The sequence below is a fragment of the Pseudomonas sp. G166 genome, from assembly GCF_037027455.2.
Taxonomy (GTDB): Bacteria; Pseudomonadota; Gammaproteobacteria; order Pseudomonadales; family Pseudomonadaceae; genus Aquipseudomonas.
In genome coordinates this window covers 4,192,715-4,213,655 of record NZ_CP146985.1, presented here as the reverse complement: position 1 = coordinate 4,213,655, position 20,941 = coordinate 4,192,715, and the positions used below count along the sequence as shown (strand labels likewise).

The window sequence follows — 20,941 nt, the reverse complement described above, 5'->3', positions numbered from 1 at the left end:
ATTCGTTTCAAGCCATGACCAAAAAACTTCGAATCGGCCTGCTCCTGTTTCCTGGCTGCATGCCCGCCGGCCTGTTCGCCTTCGCTGATCTGCTGCATGCCGCCAACCGCAGAAGAGGGCTGACGTTGTTCGAGGCACGCTACATCGCGTTGCAAGCCGGGCCGGTGGTGTGTGCCCATGGCGTGACCTTGCACGCGGAAGCGGCCTTGGGCAGCACCAAGCTGGATGCCGTCCTGGTTCCTGGTTTCTGGGCCGAATCGGCCGAGCAGGTGAATGCACTGCTGGCTGACCAGGCGGCCCTCGTGAGCGCACTGTCGAAGCGTCCCCGGTCGCTGCAGCTCTGGTCCTATTGCACCGGTGTCTGCCTGCTGGCCGCCAGCGGTCGCTTGGATGGGCAGGGCGCGACGGTGACCTGGTGGCTGGCGCAAGCGATGCAGCAGTATCGAAAAGTCCTTTGGCAAAGCGAGCAGAACTGTGTTTTCAACGAACGCACGGCGACCGCGTCCGGGGTGAACGGGTACCTGCCCATCGCCGAGAAGCTCATCGAGCGCAACGTCAGCAGCGACGTCCTGCGCGACATTACCCGGCTCATGGTGCTGCCGCGACCGGCCATTGCCCATGGGGCGTTCCAGGGCAGCGCGCTGATCGAGCAATCCAGCGGATGGTTACAGCAGTTGCATGGGTTGATCGAGCGGATGCCGGCCGAGCGGATCACCGTTCAGGCACTGGCAAGCGAGCTGGCGGTGTCCGAGCGTACCTTGGCGCGCAAGGTCAGCCGTGAAACGGGTCAGCCCGTCGCGGCCTACGCCCGGCGCATCAAGTTGAACCAGGTCAGCGAACGCCTGACGTTGACGGCGCTGCCCCTTGCCAGCATCGGCGCCGAGCTGGGTTTCAGCAGCAGCTCCAACTTGCAGCGCATGTTCAAGGCGCTGACCGGGCTGACGCCGGTGCAATACCGGCGCAAGTTTGGACGTGTGTGACGCGGGTCAACCCGGCGTCTTGTCGGTTTCGTTGCGATGGTGTTCAGTCCAGTTGTCGACTGGATGGGCACGGTCTTCGTTGAACATGTCCGTGAGCAGTGCATTGGCACGTCGGTAGGCATCGTGTCGGAACTTGAGGTCATCTTCCGGCTGGGCAACGATTTCCTCCAGCATCTTGAGGTTCAGTCGCCGGAACTGATCCGCTCGCTCGCGCGCTTCATAAGGCCCGACGCCCATGCGCTCCAGCGCACTGCGACCCAATGCCAGTGCGCTCTCGAATGTTTCCCGCTCGGCCGCCTCCACGCCCATTCGCCGAAGGGTGATGAGGTGCCCCATGTCCCGCGCGCGCACGATCAACTGCAACGCGGGAAAGTGCTCCTGGGCCAGCCGGGTCAGCGTCAGGTTGTCTTCCTGATCGTCGATCGCATTGATCAGCACCACCGCTTGGGCCGCGCCGGCGGCGTGCAACAGATCGAGGCGCGTGGCATCGCCATAAAAGACTTTCACGCCGAATTTGCGCAGTGTCTCGATGTTGTCAGGGTCGTGATCCAATACCACCACCTCGACACCGCAGGACATCAAGAGGCGTCCGGCGATCTGCCCGAAACGGCCGAACCCGGCGATGATCACTCGCGGATTCTGCTGGTCGACGAGGTCGGATTCGCGTTTGTTTTTCTGGGTGAGCGACTCGAATCGACCCAACAACAGGATCAACAACGGCGTCAGGCACATGGACAGGGCCACCGCCAGGGTCAGGCTCTTGCCCCATGGGTCGGTCAAGATCCCGGCCACTGTCGCTGCGCCGAACACGACGAAGGCGAATTCGCTGCCCTGGCCCAGTAACACCGCCTGCCATGAACGCTGCCCGGCGGGGACGTTGAGGAATCGGCCGGCGGCCTTGATCACCAGCAGTTTGATCAGGATGAAACCCAGGGTCAGGGTGACGACTTTCAACGGTGCGTTGATCAGGGTGCCGAAATCGATCGACATGCCGACACCGATGAAGAACAGCCCCAGCAGCAGGCCTTTGAATGGTTCGATGTCGCTTTCCAGGGCATGGCGGTATTCGGAACTGGCCAGCAACACCCCGGCGAGGAACGCGCCCATGGCCATCGACAAACCGGCTTCCTCCAACAGAAAGCCGAAGCCGAACACCAGAAAAAGCGCAACGGCACTGAAAATCTCCCGCAAGCCTGAGCGTGCCGCGAAGCGCAGCAGCGGCCGCGTCACGTAGCGCCCCAACAGCACGACGATGGCGATGGCGGCGACGATTTTGCCAATCGATAGCAACAGGGCTGTGCCTGAAGGCGTGTCGCCGTGGGCCGACAACAACGGAATCATCGCCACCAGCGGAATCGCCGCGATGTCCTGGAACAGCAGCACGGCAAAGCTGCTGCGCCCGACCGCGGTGGCGGTCAGGTTGCGTTCGCTCATCGCCTGCATGGCGATGGCGGTGGAGGAAAGGCTCAGGGTCAGGCCGACCAGCAGCGCCGCCGTCCAGTTCAGGCCAAGGGCCGCGCAGAACAAGCCAATGGCGGTGCCACAGGCGAGCATTTGCAGGGCACCGCCACCGAACACCATCCGGCGCAGGGCCCAGAGCCGTTTGGGGTCGAGCTCAAGGCCGATGATGAACAGCATCAGGACCACACCGATTTCAGCGAACTCCAGGATGGCCTTTACATCGGTAATCAGCTTCAGCCCCCACGGGCCGATGACGCAGCCGGCCAGCAGGTAGCCCAATACCGGGCCCAGCCCCAACCGGACGGCAATCGGCACGATCAACGCCGCCGAGCCCAGGTAGATGAGCATTTCAATCAGGCTGTGAGTCTCCATTTCAATCTTCCTTCCAGGCGGCCAGGCGGGCGCCATAGTGTTCGATTTGTGCGTGTTGGGCGTCAGGGTCGGCGGCATAGGCGCCATGCACGACCACCGGCTCCAACCAGCGCATGCCGCAGTAAATGGCCGTGGCGTGGAGGGGTTGGGCCAGCGCGGCAAAACCTGGGTAGGCGCCGATCGCAAAATGCGCTTGATCGCCACCGGTGGTGACGGCCCACAGCAGGCGCTTGTCTTTGAGGGCGACGGTGCCTTTGCCGTAGGCCCAGCCGTGGGTGAAGACTTTATCGATCCACAGTTTCAGCAGCGGTGGGGTGCTGTACCAGTACATCGGATGCTGGAGCACCACAAGATCAGCTTGCTCCACTGCACGCTGCTCCGCCTCGACGTCGATGTCGAAGTTGGGGTAAAGCTCGTAGAGCGAACGTATGACCACGTCCGGGTTGTTCGACACCCGCTTGAGCATCAACTGGTTGACCCGCGATTTGTCGGGGTAGGGGTGCGCATAAATGATAAGAATCATCGGTGAACTCCTTAGTGTTCAGTGGGCTCCGTCGATCCTTGTCTGTCGTGAACGCGAGCGATGGCATTGAGTCGAGCGATATAGAAAAGCGCCCCCCCGGGGCGGGGGCGAGTCCGGAAAAGGCCGGACATCCTACCGAGGAAGGCGCTGATTGTTTAGAGCGTATCGATACATCGGGGCATTCAGTCAAGCGGTAGCGAAACTCGGGCCTCCAACCCGCCACCCCGACGATTGCTCAAGGTCAGAGTCCCGCCATGCTCCAGCACCGTCGCCCGGGCCGCCGACAAGCCCAGCCCGACGCCGCCGGTGTGCTTGTTGCGAGAGCCTTCGATGCGAAAGAACGGCGTGAAGACCTGCTCAAGGTATTGGGCGGCGATGCCCGGCCCTCGGTCCAGGATGCGAATATCCACTCGGTTGGCGTCGGCTTCGAGGCGAACCGTCGGCTCGCCGCCATATTTGATCGCGTTGTCGATCAGGTTGACCAAGGCGCGCTTGATGCCGATGGGCCGTCCGACATAAACCAGGCGCTGTGCGCCTTCGAACCCAACCTCGATGCCTGCGTCCTTGAGGTCATCGACGATGGTGTGCAGCAGTTCGGCCAGGTCGAACGCGGTGGCATGTTCAAGCCGGGCGTCGTCGCGGAAGAACTCCAGGGCTGAGTTGATCATCGCCTGCATTTCATCGACGTCCCTGAACAGCCGGGATTGCTGCTCGGCATCCTCGATGAACTCGCCACGCAGGCGCATGCGGGTCAAGGGCGTGCGCAGGTCGTGGGAGATGGCGGCGAGCATCTGGGTGCGGTCCTCGATGAAGTGCTTTAGCTGGGCCTGCATGGCATTGAAGGCGAGGATCGCCTGGCGGATTTCATGGGGGCCGACGACGGGGATAGGCGGTGCCTTGTGATCCACGCCGAAGCGTCTGGCGCCTTCGGCAAAGCGTTGCAAGGGTGCTGCCAGGTGTCGCGTGGCGATCAGTGCGACGATAATCGTCGACACTAGGATCAGCGCCAGCATGATCAGGCTGCGCTCCCATTCCTCCAGTCCCCAACTGCGCGCTGGCAGGGAAAACATGACCCACGAGTGGTCGGTCAATTCGATCATCGCGGCGTAGCGTGCGCCGGGCTGGCCGGCGGGCCAATCGCTTGGCTCATAGCCCTCCATCCTCGCATCGGGCCGGCCCAACTGTTGGCGCAACCGCAGTGCGCCATCACTGTATTCGGGGTCGTCGATCACTGGCAGCTTGGCATCTTCATGGCGTTGGAGCCATTGCGTGTTGAAGATCGGGTCACTGGCCGTCCTGGCAATGGTGGGCCGCTGTTCGGGCGCTGCCGAGTCGATGATGCGGGTGATGGCGGCGATCTTTTCAATCAGGCCGGTTTCCATCAGGGGCGGGCGGGCCCAGGCATCAGCCAATTGGCTGAACAGCGCGTTCAGGGCCAGCAACGTGAGCATGGCAACCAGGGTGGTCAGGGCGATCCATCGCGCCAGCGTATCCCATGGCCGTCGAGTGTATTTCATCGCTTCACCACGTGGGGGCTGAAGAGGTAGCCGCTGTTGCGCACGGTGCGGATCATCGACGCGCCGGTGACATCAGTCTCCAACTTGCGCCGCAGGCGACTGACCTGGACATCGATGCTTCGGTCAAACGCGTCGAAGGTCTCGCCGCGAGCCAAGTCCAGCAACTGCTGACGGGCCAGCACCCGTCGCGGGTGTTCAGCAAAGACCAACAGCAATTCGAACTCCCCGGCGGACAGCGGGATCATGACCTTGTCCGGTGAGCGCAGTTCGCGACGGGTGACGTCCAACTGCCAGTTTTCGAACTCCAGGATTGGCCGGGATGAGTCGTTCGCCGTACCCCTGGCTTCCCCGGTGCGCCGGAGCACGGCACGCACCCGGGCCAACAGCTCCCGGGCGTCGAAGGGTTTGGTCAGGTAATCGTCCGCCCCCAGCTCCAGGCCGACGACGCGATCACTCAGTTCGCCCATGGCGGTGAGCATGATGATGCCGACCGTGTGCTCGGTTCGCAGTCGTTGGCAGAGCACCAACCCGCTGTCGCCCGGCAGCATGACGTCGAGGATGATCAGGTCCGGCAACCGCCGTTCCACCGCTTGCCACAACGCAGTGCCGTCAGCGGCCACTTCGACGCTGTAACCATGTTTTTCGAGGAATTTGCGCAAGAGGGCGAGGACTTCGAGGTCGTCGTCCACCAGTAATAAATGGCTCACGGTGGGCACGCTGGGCAAGGAATACAGGGGCGGATACTAGGGGCAATCCATGGCCTGCGTCATATATTTCAATCCGGAAATAAAGTTGCCGGCGGGCAATGTTCTGGAAATCTTCAGGCAAAAAAGCAGCGGCAGGATGGCCCCCCAATACCAGTCAGTTGAACAGCCAGCCAACATCGAACCTGTGACGAGGGCGCGTGCTCCCGCTGGGCTGCGCAGCAGCCCCAAAACCAGGACCGCTTCGCGCCCCAGCGGGAGCAAGCTCCCTCGCCATAGGGGCGGGTTCGGCTTTTGACTGGCGTTGGTAGCACCACTTTTTCCTTGCCGAGATCACCTTGTATGCCGACGTTCAAACCCGCGCCGTTATGTGTTCGCACCTCTCTAGTCATTGCTCTGGTGGCACTCGCCAGCGGTTGCTCCACCACGCCTGCTGCCACTGCGGGTAGTTGTGACAGTACGACTTTCACCGTCCATGACCCCGCAGAGCCCATCAACCGCGGCATCTTCGCGTTCAACCGAACCGTGGATGACTATGCGCTGGCCCCGGTTGCCCGGGGTTATCTCAAGCTGCCGGAGATGTTCCAGGCCGGCGTCCACAACTTCGTGGCGAACTTCGGCGAGCCCAAGGTGTTCATCAACGACTTGCTGCAAGGCAATGCACAACGTTCGGTCAACACATTGGGGCGTTTCGTCATCAACACCACGGCGGGTATCGTCGGGCTGATTGACGTGTCGGGCAAGCTGGGCATCGAGCGCCACAAGGCCGATTTCGGCCAGACCTTCGGCGTCTGGAACGTCGCCCCCGGGCCTATCGTGGAACTGCCGTTGCTGGGCAGCGCCAACCTGAGGGATGCGACTGGCAAAGTGCTGGGTTTCGCCGTCGACCCGTTCGGCGACAACAGCAGCACCGTCGACACCTTGGGAACGATCGACACCGTCGGCGGCGTTGTCGATGGCCGCGCCGAGGCATTGCCTGTGACCGACCAGTTGCAGACCCAGCCGGATTACTACGTAGCGCTTCGCGATGCAACGGCGCAGCAGCGGGCCGATTTTGTTGCGCAGGGGAAGTTGGGGGCGGTCGTTCAGGGGCCGCACTGCCAGGGTGGGGAAGCGGCAAATGAGTAACGATGCGTTGATCCTGAATCGGCGAGTCAAAACCCTCAGTCGGGATACCCTGCATTGCCGTGAATTTTCGTTGCAACTGGCCGAGGATGGTCGTCATGTGCTGCTCAGCCGTTATGTCGAACTGTACCGGCACGAGGATATTTCCTGGTGCGCCATCCGCCATCATCGGGTGCCCTTGGCGCGGATGATTCGCTGGATGGTCGATCACGGGGAACGGGTGAGTGCCTGAGCCCGGTTCGTTCCCTGTCACCTGTCCAGAGCGCTGCTAGACTTCATCGTCCAGTCCTTCTCTCGGAGAATCCGGATGAACAATAAGAACAGGATATGTCTCTGGTACGACGGCACCGCTCTGGAAGCGGCACAGTTCTACGCAAGAACCTTTCCCGACAGTGCGGTTAACGCCGTCCATCATGCTCCTGGCGATTATCCATCGGGCAAGGAGGGTGACGTGATCACCGTGGACTTCACGGTGATAGGCATTCCTTGTATCGGACTCAATGGCGGGCCGGTATTCAAGCACAGTGAGGCCTTCTCATTTCAGATCGCCACCGATGACCAGGCCGAAACGGACCGTTTATGGAACGCGATCATCGACAACGGCGGTCAGGCGAGCGCCTGCGGCTGGTGCAAGGACAAGTGGGGCTTGTCATGGCAGATATCCCCGCGGGTCCTGGTTGATGCGGTCACCAGCTCCGATAAAGCAGCCGCCAAACGCGCTTTCGAGGCCATGATGACAATGACCAAGATCGACATTGCCGCGATTGAAGCGGCGGTGAAAGGCTAGCCGGCGACCCACTGAAGACCCTCTGTGGGAGCGAGCCTGCTCGCGATGACGGCAGTACAGCCAACATTGATACAGACTGACCACCGCTATCGCGAGCAGGCTCGCTCCCACATTGGTTTGAGGATGGGCCGAAGATCCGAGTTCACCGCCATTCCCCATGGGAGCGAGCTTGCTCGCGATGACGGTGGCACAGCCCAACATTAATGCATGCGGACCTACAGGGTGGTTTCAGGCAATTTGGCAATCACCTTGATTTCAAACTGAAAACCATACAACCACGTCACCCCCACCCCAGTTAGCGTCGGATGCGGCGCGTCACCCCAGAATTCCGGCACCACTTTCCAGATCCTCTCGAATGTCGATTCGGGATCGACGATGAAGACGGTGACATCAATCACATCGTCAAAGCTGCAGCCAGCAGCGGCGAGAATCGCCTTCAGATTGTTGAACGCCAGCCGGACCTGAGCCTCCAGATCGGCCTCAGGCGAGCCGTCTTCGGTGCTGCCGACTTGCCCCGAGACGAACAGAAAGCCATTGGAACGAATAGCCGGCGAGTAGCGGTTACGTTCATAAAGTGCCTGGCGCCCGGCCGGAAAAACCACATCACGCTGTGTCATGACTGCCTCCATCAAAAGGTTGGAACCAACGATGAAAGCACTCTAGGGGCTTGTGCCTGGGGGATAAACGAGCAACCTTGGCCTTCACTGTTTGTAAAATCCAAACAATCTGATACATACCCGAGGCGGAAATGGACCGTTTTGATGCGATGCAGGCGTTCGTTCGAGTCGTGGAGGCGGGCAGCTTCACCAAGGCGGCTGACACCCTGCACATGAGCAAGACCACGGTGACCCAACTGGTGCAGCAACTCGAGGCCCGGTTGCGGGTCAAGTTGCTCAACCGCACCACGCGCAAGGTCAACGTCACCGCCGACGGCGCTGCCTACTATGAACGGGTGGTCCGCCTGCTCGCCGACATGGACGACGCCGAGACCAGCCTGTCCGGTGCACAAGCGCTGCCCAGGGGCCGGCTGCGGGTGGATGTGCCGAGCCCACTGGCCGCTCTGATCCTGATACCGGCCTTGCCGGCGTTCTATGAGCGATACCCGGACATCCAGATCGACATGGGCGTGAGTGATCGCATCGTCGACTTGATCGATGAAAACGTCGATTGCGTGGTGCGCGGCGGTGAGTTGAGGGATCAGTCGCTGGTCGCCCGACGCGTCGGCGATCTCGCCCTCGGCGTCTTCGCCGCCCCGAGTTACCTGGCACGCTTTGGCCGGCCCGCGCATCCGCGAGAGCTGGAAGATTCGCACCATCGTACCGTGGGTTTCCTGTGGGCTCGCACTGGGAAATCCTTGCCCTACGCCATGCGCCGTGACGGTGAGCTGCTTCACGTCAAAGGGCGCTACGCGTTGGCCATCGATGACGGCAACGCCTATCTCGCGGCCGGTTTGGCGGGGCTGGGTGTGCTCTGGCTGCCCGAGTACATGTCCCGACGTCACCAGGCGCAAGGTGAGTTGGTGCCGCTGTTCGAAGACTGGCAGCTCGAGCCGATGCCGCTTTATCTGGCCTATCCCCCGAACCGCCACGTCAGTGCCAAGCTACGAGTGTTCATCGATTGGGTCGTGGAACTGATGGCGCAACATGCGCCTACCATTGACCGGTATGAGTTATGAAGCATGGCCCCGGATTGTAGAGGAGACACACCATGGACCGATTCACCGGCGGTTGCCTGTGCGGTAACGTTCGCATCCAAGCTTCTGGCCGGCCATACCGGGTCGGCCTCTGTCACTGCCTCGACTGTCGCAAGCATCACGGCGCACTCTTCTACGCCGCAGCGGTGTTCCCCCAGGACGCGGTGACGATCGAGGGGGCAACACGGGACTACGCCGGGCGTTTTTTCTGCCCGCGCTGTGGCTCGTCGGTGTACGCCCGTACCGGCGACGAAATCGAAGTGAACCTGGGCACGCTGGACGCCCCCGATCAACTGATGCCCACCTACGAAAGCTGGACCGTGCGCCGCGAGTCGTGGCTGCCGGCGTTTCCGTTCACCCGACACTACGCCCATGATCGCGAGGGCACGGGGCGGTTCGAGGGCTAGCGCAATCACTCAAACCCGACAATCGCCTTGATCTCCAGGTATTCCTCGAACCCATGCACACCATACTCACGGCCATTGCCTGAGCGCTTGTAGCCGCCAAACGGTGCCATCGGATTCCACGCCGGATAGTTCAACAGCACTTGCCCGGAGCGAATACGTGAGGCAACGCCGCGCGCCTGTCCAAGGTCCTGGCCCTGGACATGAGCGCCCAGCCCATAGACGGTGTCGTTGGCGATGGCGACGGCTTCATCCACTGTGTCATAGGGGATGATGCACAGCACCGGGCCGAAGATTTCTTCCTGGGCGATGCGCATGGCGCTGTCCACCTGGGAGAACACAGTCGGTCGAGTGTAGAAGCCCTGTTCAAGGCCCTCCGGGCGCCCCGGGCCACCGCAAACAAGCTTGGCACCCTCATTCAAGCCCACTTCGATCATGACCTGCACGCGATTGAACTGGGCTTCATTGGCGATGGGACCGAGCACGGTTTCTTCCGACTGCGGATCGCCCACGACGATCGCTTTGGCGGTCGCGGCCGCCAACGCCTCGACTTCCGCCAAGCGGTTCCTGGGCACGATCATTCTGGTTGGTGCGCTGCACGATTGGCCGACGTTGCGAAACGCCGATATCACCCCTGGCGGCACGGCCTTGGCGAAGTCGGCGTCGGGCAACAGCACGTTCGGCGACTTGCCACCCAACTCTTGTGTAACGCGCTTGACTGTAGGGGCGGCGGCTTGGGCCACCAGCGCTCCGGCGCGGTTCGAGCCGGTGATGGAGATCATGTCGATGTCGGGATGCGCCGCCATGGCTGCGCCGACTTCGGCACCACTGCCGTTCACCAGGTTGAAGACACCCGCCGGAAGGCCTGCGTCGTGCACCAGTTGGGCGAAGAGCAGGGCGCTCAGGGGCGACAGTTCGCTGGGTTTCAACACCACTGTGCAGCCGGCGGCAATCGCCGGGGCGACTTTGGCGGTGATTTGGTACAGCGGCCAGTTCCACGGCGTGATGAGGCCGCAGACGCCGATGGGTTCGCGTTGAATGGCCGTGCCATTCTCGACTTTCTGGAAGCGATAAGTGGACACCACATCACGGGCCACCCGTACGTGTTCAGCTGCCAGCGGCACTTGCATGGCTCGGGCGAAGCTGATGGCCGCGCCCATTTCCAGCGACAGTGCCTGGGCCAGTTCTTCTTTGCGTTCAAGGATCAGTTCATGGATCTTTCCAAGGATCGCCACGCGAGTGTCCACCGGCGTCGCTGACCAGCCGGGAAACGCTGCGCGCGCTGCCGCGACGGCCCGATCAACGTCCTCGCTTGAGCCGCGGGCGACCTCGGCAATGACTTGCTCGGTGGCGGGGTTGACCACGGGCAGCGTTGCCGGATGCACCGGAGATTGCCATTCACCGTTGATATAAAACTGCTGGAATACAGGTGGGTTGTTTGAAGATTGGGTGGTCATCCAACGGGCTCCCATAGAGCGGTGATAGCGCTGCCGGCAGCAGATCGTGATGCCGTTTTCTTCTCGATAAACTAACAAAGCGGCCCTGATGGGATATGCCGTTCTCGAGCCTGGCAAAGAAGAATCTGCTGTATCTGCCGGACGGACTTCGCAAAAAAAGCAACGGCCTTCGTTCAGGGTGAGAAAGTGCGTCCAGTCGCTGGTCGATGGCTTGCGTCAAACAAGTCTGCCGGTGCTGGGAATGCTCCCATGAGGCATAACCAGAGCTGTCGGGTCGGTGAACCTGCGAATATCAAACGGGCTGATCAAGGTGCCGGTGCTGCCGGTGCTGATCAACTCGGCCATGACGTCGCCGACGCCCGGGCCGAGCTGGAAGCCATGCCCACAGAAACCAAAGGCGTAGAACAACCCCTCGACCTTGCCGCTGGGGCCCATGATCGGCAGCGAGTCCGGCGTATAGCTCTCGATGCCGCTCCAGACCCGGATGATGTTGAGGTTCGCCGCCCCGGGTAATAGCCGCCCCATCTGCCGCATCTGATTGAGCAGGCTTTCGGGCTTGAAGTAAGCGCGACGGTTGAGCATGTCCGGCTTACAGCGGTTGCCACCGCCGATGATGAGGTTGCCTCGCGGTATCTGCCGAAAATAAATCACCTCTTCCTTTATCTTGGTAAACACGCCGATCACCGTTGGCAAGGCATAGGGCACCGGTTCGGTAACCGACATCTGCGGCCCATTGGCCTCCAGGGGCGGCTTCGCCGAATTGTTCGGACAGTTTTGCTCCCCAGGCACCGGCGGTGATCAGCAGTTGTTCGGCAATGAACAGCTGGCCGTCGGTGGTGGTCACGTGGAATTCGCCGTTCACCTTTTGTACGTTGGCGACTTCCGTGCGCTCACGGACGCTGGCCCCGGCCCGTGTCGCCGCGCGGGCAAATGCCGGGGCCGCCAGACGAGGGTTGGCGTGGCCGTCGTGTGGTGCGTAAGAGCCGCCCTTGACCTCCGGGCCGAGGAACGGAAAACGCTCGTGCAAGGCCTTGCCGGTGATGATCTGCAAGTCCAGTTCGCGGGCTTCGGGGGCGGCGGCGTAGGCTTGCAGTTCAGCGATTTCATCCTCGCGATAGCAGACGCGCATATGGCCGCTGGGGATGAACTCCAGGTCATCGCCAATCAACTCGGGCAGCCGTTTCCACAACCCGTATGAGCGATTGGACAACTCCAGTTGGCCTAGGAAACGCCCTTGGCGCCGCACGTTGCCGAAATTCACGCCGCTGGCGTATTGGCCGATCAGGTCGCGTTCCAGCAACGTCACCGAGTGCCCGCGCTGGCGCAGGAAAAACGCCGACGCCGATCCCATGATGCCGCCGCCGATAATCAGTACATCGCTTTTTTCCGGTTTCATGATGTGCTCTCACTGCCCGCCAGCGCTTCGATTTCAATCAGATACCCATGGTGCAAGGCCGGGACGGGCACCACTGCGCGCGCAGGCCGGTGTTCGCCCAGATAGCGGGCGTAGATCCGGTCGAAAGCAGGCCAGTGTTCGACGCCGGCGACATAGACCGTCACCTTTAAAAGGTCGCTGGGTTCACGCCCCGCTGCGCCGAGAATCGCCATCAGGTTGTCCAGGGCGATACAGGCTTGGACCTCGAACGGCTGGTCGACGCTGTGGCTGCCATCGGCGCGCACTGGCAGTTGTCCGGACACATACAAGACCCCCTGATGCGACACAGCCTGGCTGTAATGTCCACCCGCAGCGGCGGCTTGGTTTGTGTGAATAAACTCGATCTCACCAGCCATGCAGACGACTCCAGGTGTGCACCTGGCCCGAGGCATCGCAGGCGCGGTAATCAGGGAATTGCGCACCGGTGGCGCAGGCGTGGTTGGGCAGGATGCGCAGGCGGCTGCCAATGGGAAAACGCTCGGTGATATCGATGTCCCCAACACTTGAAAGGGTGATGATGCCGTGTTCCTGGTTGGCGCTGGAGAGCAGGGCGCCTTCGATCCAGTCGCCGGTTTCGCTGCACACCTGTCCGTAACCGAAGTCCCGTTGCTGGCGCTGTGTACCCCGGTCCCGGCTCATGGCCATCCAGCCGGCATCGGTGATGATCCAGCCTTTGTCCTGCTGATGACCGATGACGGTGGTCAACACACTCAGCGCCAATTCATCCGCCTGGCAAACGCCGATGTTGTGCATCACCAGATCGAAGAACACATAGACACCCGCGCGAACCTCGGTCACGCCTTCCAGGTTCAGCGCCGACAATGCCGTGGGCGTCGAGCCGATGCTGACCTGCGGGCAGGCCAACCCGGCTGCGCGGATGCGTTGGGCGGCGCTGACGCAGAGGTGGCGTTCCTGTTCGGCCAGGGCTTGCAGCGCCAGGGGGGTGTCGAGTTCATAGCTGGAGCCGGCGTGGGTCATCACGCCGCACAGCTGCATGCCACCTTCGTTGAGCCTGCGTGCGATCTCGATGAGGGTGTCGTCCTCGACCCGCAGGCCTGATCGATGGCCGTCGCAATCGATCTCGATCCAGACGTCGAAACGCTCGTCGTGCTGCTGGCCGAAGTCGACGATGGCTTGGGCAGCGATCAGGCTGTCGGTCAAGATGCTCAACTGGCATCCCTTGCGCTTGAGCGTCAGGGCCTGAGGCAGTTTGCCGGGGGCCATGGCGACGGCGTAGAAGATGTCCTGGATGCCTTCAGCAAAACAATGCGCCGCTTCCTTCAACGTGGAAACCGTGACTCCGCTGGCACCTGCCTTGATCTGCGCCTGGACCACCGGCAGGCATTTGCTGGTTTTGATATGGGGACGCAGGCGCACACCCAAGTTGTCCATGCGTTGCTGCATGCGTTGGATATTGCGCTGCATTTGCGGCACGTCAATGAGCGCGACCGGGGTGTCGAGGGAGGCAATTGAGGCTGGCATGAACAGGGCTCGGAGGTTGAAGACAGGCTCGACTCTACTCAGTCATCGTAAAGTCGTGGTTCAATGCCGTGTCATCAATCATTAAGTTGAACTGAATGATCAGCCTCGAAGACCTGCGTATGGCCGTGACCCTGGCGCGCTCTGAATCGCTAAGCGCCGCCGCCAGGGCGCTCGATGTCTCGCCGCCCGCGTTGTCCATGCGTCTGCGCAAACTGGAGACGCAGCTTGGCCTGACCCTGGCCAACCGTGACGCCCGGCGCTTGAGCCTGACCGCCGATGGTGAGCGTTTTTCCCGGCAGAGTGCGTTGTTGCTGGATCAACTGGAGGCGCTGCCCGAGTCGTTCAAGCAGCAGGATGATCGCCTGGTCGGCACGCTCAGGCTGGCGGCACCGTTCGGTTATGGCCGACAACACATCGCGCCGTTGTTGGCCCGCTTCGCCAGGTTGCATCCGCAGCTGTGCCTGCATCTGGATCTGCGGGAAACGCCTTGGCCCGATCGTCACGACAGCGACGCGGTGATTCACATCGGCACCCTTAGCGACAGCCTCTGGGTCGCCCGGCCCCTCACGCAGAACGACCGATGGTTATGCGCCAGTCCTGCGTATCTGGAGCAGTACGGTACACCGTCATCACCTGAGCAACTCGCCGAGCATCGCTGCATTTGTATTCGTGAAAACGATGAGGATGTCACGCTATGGCATCTGCGTAATGAACAAGGGCGAAAAACCCTAAGGATCAAACCGGCTTTATTGAGCAACGATGGCAGCGTGGCTCGACGCTGGGCAGAACAAGGCCTGGGCTTGGTGCTGCGTTCGCAATGGGACGTCAGCAAAGCCATCGCCGATGGCCGCCTGGTACGGGTGCTCGCCGATTGGCAATTCGACAGCGCCCCGATCAACCTGCTGGTGCCCTCGCGCAAACTGCGCAGCGCGCGAGTACAGGCGTTGGTGAGCTTTCTTGAGGCTGAGTTGAAAGCCTGAACAAAAGATCTCCAACAGACCCACCGCTATCGCGAGCAAGCTCGCTTGTAGCGAACACCAATCATGCGACCGCCCAAGATCCCTGTGGGAGCGAGCCTGCTCGCGATGGCGGCAGCCCATCGAACAAAGATGCCGAAGCTGCTCGCGACGGGCGTAGATTCTGCCGCAAACGACCCTTTGGCGATCTGTCTGGCGCACCATTGCTGCCCGCAAACCCACAGAAACACGGGCGCAGCGCCCACGCCTGGAGCATCCCGCAAAGTCTGCTGAGCGAACCCTGCAAAACGGTGGTTTGTACCAAGCGGCCGGTATTTTTAACGATTTATCCACGGTCTCATGGTGTTGTAATGAAAACGTGATGCAGCGTTGCACCGACGTTTCACGAACGGCATCAATGTTTGCCTCGGCATGTCTTCAACAACAATCCAGGACCGCACTCATGAGCTTTCTTCGACCCAAGTACATCACCTTCGACTGCTACGGCACGTTGACCAATTTCCAGATGGGCACCATGACGCGCGAGCTGTTCGCCGACCGTGTCGATGCCGGGCAGATGGACCAGTTCGTCAAGGATTTCTCCGCTTATCGCCTGGACCAGGTGATGGGTGAATGGCGGCCCTATGATGAAATCATCAAGACCTCCCTGATGCGGGTCTGCAAGCGTTGGGGCGTCGAGTATCGCGGCGAAGGCCAGCTCTATTACGACGCCGTTCCAACCTGGGGCCCCCACGCCGATGTACCGGCGGGCCTGTCGAAAATCGCCGACAAGATCCCCCTGGTGATTTTCTCCAATGCGATGGACGAGCAGATCATGTCCAACGTCGACAAGCTCGGTGCGCCCTTCCATAAAGTCTTCACGGCCCAGCAGGCCCAGGCCTACAAACCACGCCTGGCAGCTTTCGAATTCATGCTCGATAACCTCGGCTGCGGTCCGGAGGATGTCTTGCATGTGTCGTCGAGCTTCCGCTACGACCTGATGTCGGCCCACGACATGAAGATCAAGAACAAGGCCTTCGTCGCCCGCGGTCACGAACAACCGGCCAATGCCATCTATGGCTATCACCAGATCCCGGACATCGGCGGGTTGGCCGGCCTGGTCGGGCTCTGAGTCTCGACGCACTTCTTCAAGGTAAGGGGTTAGACATGGGCAGTGAGTCCTATTGGCTCGATACCGCACCGGCTTTCACCGGTGCCCAGCTCGGCGGGTTGCCCGGGCAGGTCGATGTCGCCATCGTCGGTGGCGGTTTCACCGGCCTGGCTGCGGCCCGGGCCTTGGCCTTGAAGGGGGCCAGCGTGGCGGTGCTGGAAGCGGGCAGGGTGATTGGCGAGGCGTCAGGACGCAACGGCGGTCATTGCAGTACCGGCGTGGCCCAGGATTACGCGGCGCTCACCGCCAGCCTCGGCGCCGACAAGGCCCGGGCGTATTACCAAGCCTATGAAAGTGCCGTGCAGAGCGTGGTCTCGCTGGTGGAGCAGGAGGGGATTGCCTGCGACCTCAAGCGCAACGGCAAGCTCAAGCTGGCCGCCAAGCCGATGCACTACGAAGGGTTGGCGCGCACCTGCGAATTGATCCGCAAGGAAGTCGATGCCGAGGTCGAGTTGCTGTCGGCCCAGGAGACGCGGGCGGAAGTCAATTCGGCGCAGTTTCACGGTGGCCTGTTGCAGCGCAACGGCGTGCAGATGCACATCGGGCGTTTCGGTGTCGGCCTGGCCGAAGCCGCTGCCCGTCACGGTGCGTTGATCTTTCAAGGGGTGACGGTGCAGGACTGGAAGGCCAGTGCCGGCGGTTATCGAGTCAACACCAGCAAGGGGACGCTGCAGGCCTCGCAGATCCTGTTGGCGACCGGCGCCTGCCAGCAGGGCGGCCTGGGCTGGTATCGGCGGCGGATCGTACCGGTGGGCAGTTTCGTGGTTGCCACCGAGGTATTGCCCCAGGGGCTGATCGACAGCTTGCTGCCGGCGCGACGCTCTTATGTCACCAGCCGCATGATCGGTAACTACTTTCGCCTGACCCCGGACAACCGTCTGCTGTTTGGCGGTCGGGCGCGGTTTGCCATGTCCGACAGCGTGTCCGACGCCAAGAGCGGCAAGGTGCTGCAAGCGGCGATGGTGCAGATGTTCCCGCAGTTGGCGAACACTCGGATCGACTATTGCTGGGGCGGCCTGGTGGACATGACGTCCGATCGCCTGCCGCGGGCCGGCCAGCATGGCGGGGTTTATCACTCCATGGGCTACAGCGGCCATGGTGTGCAGATGTCGGTGCACATGGGGCAAGTCATGGCCCAGGTCATGGCCGGCAAGGTCGAGGCCAACCCTTGGCGCGAGCTTGACTGGCCGGCCATTCCCGGACACTTCGGCAAGCCCTGGTTCCTGCCGCTGGTAGGCGCGTATTACCGCCTGCAGGACTACCTGCACTGAGTTTCATGGTGTTGTTTGGCGTTTCAACACGTTGCGTTAATCGTGCGCAATCGAGCCCTATCATTTTTCCGAAAGGTAGAACTGACATGAGTGACAATAAAAACGGCATCAAAGACCAGTTGATCACCGGTACAGAAAGTCTGCGTGTTTTCGAAGGGCTCAATCGCGGCATGTCACGCCGGCATGCCTTGCAAATGCTCGGGCTGGCGGGCGTGGCCGCAGCCGGTGCCGGCAGCCTGTTCGGCGCCGCTGGCAAGCTGCTGGCCGATGACGCCGCGAGCCCTGGCAAAGGCAAGCCCGGCGGGCGTATTCGGGTGGCGGGCATCTCCAGTTCCACCGCCGATACCCTGGACCCGGCCAAAGGCTCATCGTCTACGGACTACGTGCGTCATTACATGTTCTACAACGGCCTGACGCGTTTCGATAACCACATGGTGCCGCAACTGGAACTGGCCGAGCGCATCGACACCACCGACGCCACGCTCTGGGTGATCACTCTGCGCAAAGAGGTGACCTTCCACAACGGCAAGGGGCTGACCGCCGCTGATGTGGTGTTCTCCCTGTTGCGCCACAAGGACCCGATCACCGGTTCCAAAGTCCTGCCGCTGGCCGAGCAGTTTGCCGAGGTCAAGGCCAACGGCACCCATGAAGTGCAGATACGCCTGAGCGGGCCGAATGCCGAGCTGCCCTCGATCCTGGCCGTCTCCCACTTGCTGATCGTCCCTGAAGGCACCACCGACTTCAACCAGGGCATCGGCACCGGCCCGTTCAAGGTCAAGGAGTTCAAACCTGGGGTGCGTTCGATTGGCGCGCGCAACACCAATTACTGGAAGCCGGGTTTGCCGTACCTGGACGAGATCGAGTTCATCGGTATCGCCGACGAGCCGTCACGGGTCAACGCGCTGCTTTCCGGTGATGTGCAGATCATCAACGAGGTCAACCCGCGCTCGACCACGCGCATCAAGGACAGCACCACCCATCGCGTGGTGGACTCGCCATCGGGCAACTACACCGACCTGATCATTCGCCAGGACCAGATGCCTGGCCAGAGCCCGGAGTTCACCGAGGCCATGAAGCTGCTGCTGGACCGCGAACAGGTCAAGTCGGCGATCTTCCGGGGTTTCGCCAGGGTCGGCAACGACCACCCGATCGCCCCCGGTGCACGTTTCTACAATGCCGACCTGCCGCAACGGACCTACGATCCGGAAAAGGCGCGCTTCCTGCTGAAGAAAGCCGGCATGGAGAACATCAGCATGCCAATGATGTGCTCGCCGGCCGCCACCGGCTCGGTAGACGTTGCTGTGTTGCTGCAGCAATCGGCCAAGGAGGCCGGGCTCAAGCTCAACGTCAACCGCCTGCCCAGCGATGGCTACTGGTCCAATCACTGGGCCAAGCACCCGCTGAGTTTCGGCAACATCAACCCCCGGCCCAACGCCGACATGCTGTTCTCGCAGTTCTTCCAGTCCACGGCGCCATGGAACGAGTCCGGCTGGAAAAACGAACAGTTCGACCAGTTGCTGATACAGGCCCGGGGTGAAACCGACGAGGCCAAGCGCGGCAAGATGTACGCGGACATGCAGACCCTGGTGCATGAGCACAGCGGCATCGGCATCCCGGTGTTCATCAGCAACATCGACGGCGTCGACCAGCGCGTCAAAGGTTATGGCACCAACCCGCTGGGCGGTTTCATGGGCTATATGTTCGCTGAGCAAGTCTGGCTTGACGCGTGATGAGCGCGCTCTTGCGACGTGACATGGCACAAGGGGTAGGGTGATGAATAGCAGCACACTGTGGTTGATCGGCCGGCGCGTAGGCGCCGCGATCGTGACGCTGTTGATCGTCTCGATGGTGGTGTTCGCCATCACGGCGGTGTTGCCGGGAGACGCGGCGCAACAGTCCCTGGGACAGTTCGCCACGCCGGAACAGGTGGCGGCCCTGCGGGCGAAAATGGGCCTCGATCAGCCGGGTGTGTTGCGTTACCTGCACTGGTTGACCAGCTTGCTCAGCGGCGATATGGGCGTGTCGGTATCCAATGCCGTACCGGTCACCGAGCTGATGGCGGGCAGGGTGCCCAACACGCTGATGCTGGCGGCCGCCACGGCGCTGGTATCGGTGCCAGTGGCCTTGATCCTGGGCATCGGTTCGGCGATGGGGCGAGGTGGTCGCATCGACGGCTTCATGAGTTTCTTTACCCTGATGATGGTGGCCGTGCCGGAATTTCTCGTCGCCACCCTGGCGGTGCTGATCTTCGCGGTGAACCTGGGCTGGCTTTCCGCGCTGTCCTATTCCAGTGAGATCACCTCGCCGCTGCAATTCATGCGCACCTATGCTTTGCCGGTCATGACGCTGTGCTGCGTGATCGTCGCGCAAATGGCGCGCATGACCCGGGCGGCGGTGATCGACCAACTGGACAGCCCTTACGTGGAAATGGCCCGTCTCAAAGGCGTGAGTTCGGTACGGGTGGTCTTGCGCCATGCGTTACCCAACGCCATCGGGCCGATCGCCAACGCCATCGCCTTGAGCCTGTCCTACCTGCTGGGCGGGGTGGTGATCGTCGAGACGATTTTCAACTATCCCGGTATCGCCAGCCTGATGGTCGATGCGGTGACGAACCGCGACATGGCACTGGTCCAGGCCTGCACCATGCTGTTTTGCACGGCGTACCTGACGTTGGTGCTGATTGCCGATCTGTGCGCGATCCTTTCCAACCCGAGGCTGAGAAACCAATGAACAATCCCATTGTGAAACCCCCGACCGCGGCGGTCGCTCTGGCATTGGGCAAAGATGCTCACGGCTCGTCCTGGCTTGGACTGGTCGGCGCCGCGCTGTGTGCAGTCTGGTTGCTGGTGGCGGTCTTCGGCCCGTGGCTGGCACCACACCCGGTGGGCGAAGTGGTTTCCGACACTGTTTTCGACAGCTTCAGCGCCGCTTACCCGTTGGGCACCGATTACCTGGGCCGCGACATGCTCAGTCGGATTCTGGTCGGCGCACAGTTCACCGTGGGCCTGGCGCTGGTGGCCGCGGTCTTGTCCAGCGGGCTTGGGACCAGTTGCGCACTGCTGTCGGTGGTTTCACCGAAATGGCTGGATGAGTTGATCAGTCGCCTGATGGACGCCTTCATTTCGATCCCGAGCAAGATGCTGGCGCTGATCATGGTCTCGGCGTTTGGTTCGTCGGTGACGTTGCTGGTGTGTACGGCCGTGTTGAGTTACACGCCGGGCGCGTTCCGGATCGCGCGCAGCATGGCGGTGAACATCGAGGCTCTGGAATACGTGCAAGTGGCCCGTACCCGGGGCGAACGGCGGTTGTACATCGCGTGCGTGGAAATTTTGCCGAACATGCTCAACCCGGTGCTGGCTGACTTGGGCCTGCGCTTCGGTTTCATCGTGCTGTTGCTCAGCGGCATGAGCTTCCTTGGCCTGGGTGTGCAACCGCCGGACGCCGATCTGGGTTCGCTGGTGCGCGAAAACATCGGCGGCCTAAATCAGGGGGCACCGGCCATTGTGATTCCGGCCCTGGCCATTGGCACCCTGACCATCGGCGTCAATCTGTTTATCGACCGCCTGTCTTCGCGGCGTAATCGACGTACGGGAGGTCATTGAG

The 20,941-nt window shown here is 61.7% G+C and carries 20 protein-coding genes and 1 pseudogene; 12 read left to right on the top strand and 9 right to left on the bottom strand.

Translation table 11 applies throughout. From position 1 onward, the window contains the following. The first annotated feature begins 14 nt into the window (after positions 1-14). Entirely contained in the window at positions 15-980 is a 966-nt protein-coding gene (locus SGN16_RS18240; protein WP_335944311.1) for a helix-turn-helix domain-containing protein, read from the top strand. A gap of 6 nt (positions 981-986) precedes the next feature. Here SGN16_RS18240 and kefC read toward each other — a convergent pair whose 3' ends face one another. The 4 genes from kefC to SGN16_RS18220 all read right to left on the bottom strand — a co-directional run bounded on the left by kefC (position 987) and on the right by SGN16_RS18220 (position 5,560). Then, entirely contained in the window at positions 987-2,813 is a 1,827-nt protein-coding gene (kefC, locus tag SGN16_RS18235) for a glutathione-regulated potassium-efflux system protein KefC (protein WP_210639389.1), read from the bottom strand. Between the two features lies 1 nt (position 2,814). Beyond that, on the bottom strand, positions 2,815-3,336 hold the full coding sequence (gene kefF, locus SGN16_RS18230) for a glutathione-regulated potassium-efflux system oxidoreductase KefF (RefSeq protein ID WP_335944310.1): 522 nt from the start codon (positions 3,334-3,336) through the stop codon (positions 2,815-2,817). Between the two features lie 182 nt (positions 3,337-3,518). Further along, positions 3,519-4,853 carry an ATP-binding protein gene (locus tag SGN16_RS18225; protein ID WP_335944309.1) on the bottom strand — a complete coding sequence of 445 codons (1,335 nt, stop codon included), beginning with the start codon at positions 4,851-4,853 and terminating at the stop codon, positions 3,519-3,521. Next, positions 4,850-5,560 carry a response regulator gene (locus tag SGN16_RS18220; RefSeq protein ID WP_210639386.1) on the bottom strand — a complete coding sequence of 237 codons (711 nt, stop codon included), beginning with the start codon at positions 5,558-5,560 and terminating at the stop codon, positions 4,850-4,852. Before SGN16_RS18220 ends, SGN16_RS18225 begins: the two co-directional genes overlap by 4 nt. A gap of 339 nt (positions 5,561-5,899) precedes the next feature. Between SGN16_RS18220 and SGN16_RS18215 the strand changes: the two genes are divergently transcribed. The 3 genes from SGN16_RS18215 (at position 5,900) to SGN16_RS18205 (ending at position 7,469) form a co-directional block, all read left to right on the top strand. Then, positions 5,900-6,685 (top strand): VacJ family lipoprotein, encoded by a 786-nt coding sequence (locus SGN16_RS18215; RefSeq protein WP_335944308.1) that lies wholly within the window; start codon positions 5,900-5,902, stop codon positions 6,683-6,685. Further along, complete coding sequence (locus SGN16_RS18210; protein WP_210639384.1) at positions 6,678-6,914, top strand: hypothetical protein; 237 nt, start codon at positions 6,678-6,680, stop codon at positions 6,912-6,914. Before SGN16_RS18215 ends, SGN16_RS18210 begins: the two co-directional genes overlap by 8 nt. 75 nt (positions 6,915-6,989) lie before the next feature. After that, the gene (locus SGN16_RS18205) at positions 6,990-7,469 is read left to right on the top strand and encodes a VOC family protein (protein WP_210639383.1); all 480 of its coding nucleotides are present in this window, start codon (positions 6,990-6,992) and stop codon (positions 7,467-7,469) included. A gap of 215 nt (positions 7,470-7,684) precedes the next feature. On the opposite strand, the gene SGN16_RS18200 is transcribed toward SGN16_RS18205, so the two are convergent. Beyond that, positions 7,685-8,086 carry a RidA family protein gene (locus SGN16_RS18200; RefSeq protein ID WP_335944307.1) on the bottom strand — a complete coding sequence of 134 codons (402 nt, stop codon included), beginning with the start codon at positions 8,084-8,086 and terminating at the stop codon, positions 7,685-7,687. A 131-nt stretch (positions 8,087-8,217) separates the two neighbouring features. Here SGN16_RS18200 and SGN16_RS18195 point away from each other — a divergent pair, with 131 nt between their 5' ends. Together SGN16_RS18195 and SGN16_RS18190 are read left to right on the top strand one after the other, a co-directional pair. Next, complete coding sequence (locus SGN16_RS18195; protein ID WP_210639381.1) at positions 8,218-9,144, top strand: LysR family transcriptional regulator; 927 nt, start codon at positions 8,218-8,220, stop codon at positions 9,142-9,144. Positions 9,145-9,176: 32 nt separating this feature from the next. After that, a complete protein-coding gene (locus SGN16_RS18190; protein WP_335944306.1) occupies positions 9,177-9,569 on the top strand; it encodes a GFA family protein in 393 nt (130 codons plus the stop codon). A 5-nt stretch (positions 9,570-9,574) separates the two neighbouring features. Here the strand turns inward: SGN16_RS18190 and SGN16_RS18185 are convergent, their stop codons facing one another. From SGN16_RS18185 to SGN16_RS18170, 4 genes and pseudogenes are all read right to left on the bottom strand, one after another. Further along, a complete protein-coding gene (locus tag SGN16_RS18185) occupies positions 9,575-11,023 on the bottom strand; it encodes an aldehyde dehydrogenase family protein (RefSeq protein ID WP_335944305.1) in 1,449 nt (482 codons plus the stop codon). A gap of 216 nt (positions 11,024-11,239) precedes the next feature. After that, positions 11,240-12,419: pseudogene (locus SGN16_RS18180) on the bottom strand (FAD-binding oxidoreductase). After that, on the bottom strand, positions 12,416-12,814 hold the full coding sequence (locus SGN16_RS18175) for a RidA family protein (protein WP_210639377.1): 399 nt from the start codon (positions 12,812-12,814) through the stop codon (positions 12,416-12,418). Before SGN16_RS18175 ends, SGN16_RS18180 begins: the two are co-directional and overlap by 4 nt. Further along, positions 12,804-13,940, bottom strand: coding sequence for a DSD1 family PLP-dependent enzyme (locus tag SGN16_RS18170; protein ID WP_335944304.1), 1,137 nt, complete (start codon positions 13,938-13,940; stop codon positions 12,804-12,806). Before SGN16_RS18170 ends, SGN16_RS18175 begins: the two co-directional genes overlap by 11 nt. A 95-nt stretch (positions 13,941-14,035) precedes the next feature. Here SGN16_RS18170 and SGN16_RS18165 point away from each other — a divergent pair, with 95 nt between their 5' ends. The 6 genes from SGN16_RS18165 to SGN16_RS18140 all read left to right on the top strand — a co-directional run bounded on the left by SGN16_RS18165 (position 14,036) and on the right by SGN16_RS18140 (position 20,940). After that, positions 14,036-14,920 (top strand): LysR family transcriptional regulator, encoded by an 885-nt coding sequence (locus SGN16_RS18165; protein ID WP_335944303.1) that lies wholly within the window; start codon positions 14,036-14,038, stop codon positions 14,918-14,920. Positions 14,921-15,359: 439 nt separating this feature from the next. After that, complete coding sequence (locus SGN16_RS18160) at positions 15,360-16,028, top strand: haloacid dehalogenase type II (protein ID WP_210639374.1); 669 nt, start codon at positions 15,360-15,362, stop codon at positions 16,026-16,028. Between the two features lie 35 nt (positions 16,029-16,063). After that, complete coding sequence (locus SGN16_RS18155) at positions 16,064-17,338, top strand: FAD-binding oxidoreductase (protein ID WP_335944302.1); 1,275 nt, start codon at positions 16,064-16,066, stop codon at positions 17,336-17,338. Positions 17,339-17,424: 86 nt separating this feature from the next. Next, positions 17,425-19,068: an ABC transporter substrate-binding protein gene (locus tag SGN16_RS18150; protein WP_210639372.1), complete on the top strand. Its 1,644-nt coding sequence runs from the start codon at positions 17,425-17,427 to the stop codon at positions 19,066-19,068. A gap of 43 nt (positions 19,069-19,111) precedes the next feature. Then, complete coding sequence (locus SGN16_RS18145) at positions 19,112-20,068, top strand: ABC transporter permease (RefSeq protein WP_335944301.1); 957 nt, start codon at positions 19,112-19,114, stop codon at positions 20,066-20,068. Next, a complete protein-coding gene (locus SGN16_RS18140; RefSeq protein WP_210639370.1) occupies positions 20,065-20,940 on the top strand; it encodes an ABC transporter permease in 876 nt (291 codons plus the stop codon). Before SGN16_RS18145 ends, SGN16_RS18140 begins: the two co-directional genes overlap by 4 nt. Position 20,941: the final 1 nt, after the last annotated feature.

Coding starts and splice junctions, on each gene's coding strand:
- SGN16_RS18190 (WP_335944306.1), top strand. CDS start 9,177: ATGGACCGATTCACCGGCGGTTGCCTGTGCGGTAACGTTCGCATCCAA.
- SGN16_RS18210 (WP_210639384.1), top strand. CDS start 6,678: ATGAGTAACGATGCGTTGATCCTGAATCGGCGAGTCAAAACCCTCAGT.
- SGN16_RS18150 (WP_210639372.1), top strand. CDS start 17,425: ATGAGTGACAATAAAAACGGCATCAAAGACCAGTTGATCACCGGTACA.
- SGN16_RS18185 (WP_335944305.1), bottom strand. CDS start 11,023: ATGACCACCCAATCTTCAAACAACCCACCTGTATTCCAGCAGTTTTAT.
- SGN16_RS18165 (WP_335944303.1), top strand. CDS start 14,036: ATGATCAGCCTCGAAGACCTGCGTATGGCCGTGACCCTGGCGCGCTCT.
- SGN16_RS18145 (WP_335944301.1), top strand. CDS start 19,112: ATGAATAGCAGCACACTGTGGTTGATCGGCCGGCGCGTAGGCGCCGCG.
- SGN16_RS18160 (WP_210639374.1), top strand. CDS start 15,360: ATGAGCTTTCTTCGACCCAAGTACATCACCTTCGACTGCTACGGCACG.
- SGN16_RS18140 (WP_210639370.1), top strand. CDS start 20,065: ATGAACAATCCCATTGTGAAACCCCCGACCGCGGCGGTCGCTCTGGCA.
- SGN16_RS18200 (WP_335944307.1), bottom strand. CDS start 8,086: ATGACACAGCGTGATGTGGTTTTTCCGGCCGGGCGCCAGGCACTTTAT.
- SGN16_RS18155 (WP_335944302.1), top strand. CDS start 16,064: ATGGGCAGTGAGTCCTATTGGCTCGATACCGCACCGGCTTTCACCGGT.
- kefC (WP_210639389.1), bottom strand. CDS start 2,813: ATGGAGACTCACAGCCTGATTGAAATGCTCATCTACCTGGGCTCGGCG.
- SGN16_RS18195 (WP_210639381.1), top strand. CDS start 8,218: ATGGACCGTTTTGATGCGATGCAGGCGTTCGTTCGAGTCGTGGAGGCG.
- SGN16_RS18240 (WP_335944311.1), top strand. CDS start 15: ATGACCAAAAAACTTCGAATCGGCCTGCTCCTGTTTCCTGGCTGCATG.
- SGN16_RS18170 (WP_335944304.1), bottom strand. CDS start 13,940: ATGCCAGCCTCAATTGCCTCCCTCGACACCCCGGTCGCGCTCATTGAC.
- SGN16_RS18225 (WP_335944309.1), bottom strand. CDS start 4,853: ATGAAATACACTCGACGGCCATGGGATACGCTGGCGCGATGGATCGCC.
- SGN16_RS18175 (WP_210639377.1), bottom strand. CDS start 12,814: ATGGCTGGTGAGATCGAGTTTATTCACACAAACCAAGCCGCCGCTGCG.
- SGN16_RS18215 (WP_335944308.1), top strand. CDS start 5,900: ATGCCGACGTTCAAACCCGCGCCGTTATGTGTTCGCACCTCTCTAGTC.
- kefF (WP_335944310.1), bottom strand. CDS start 3,336: ATGATTCTTATCATTTATGCGCACCCCTACCCCGACAAATCGCGGGTC.
- SGN16_RS18205 (WP_210639383.1), top strand. CDS start 6,990: ATGAACAATAAGAACAGGATATGTCTCTGGTACGACGGCACCGCTCTG.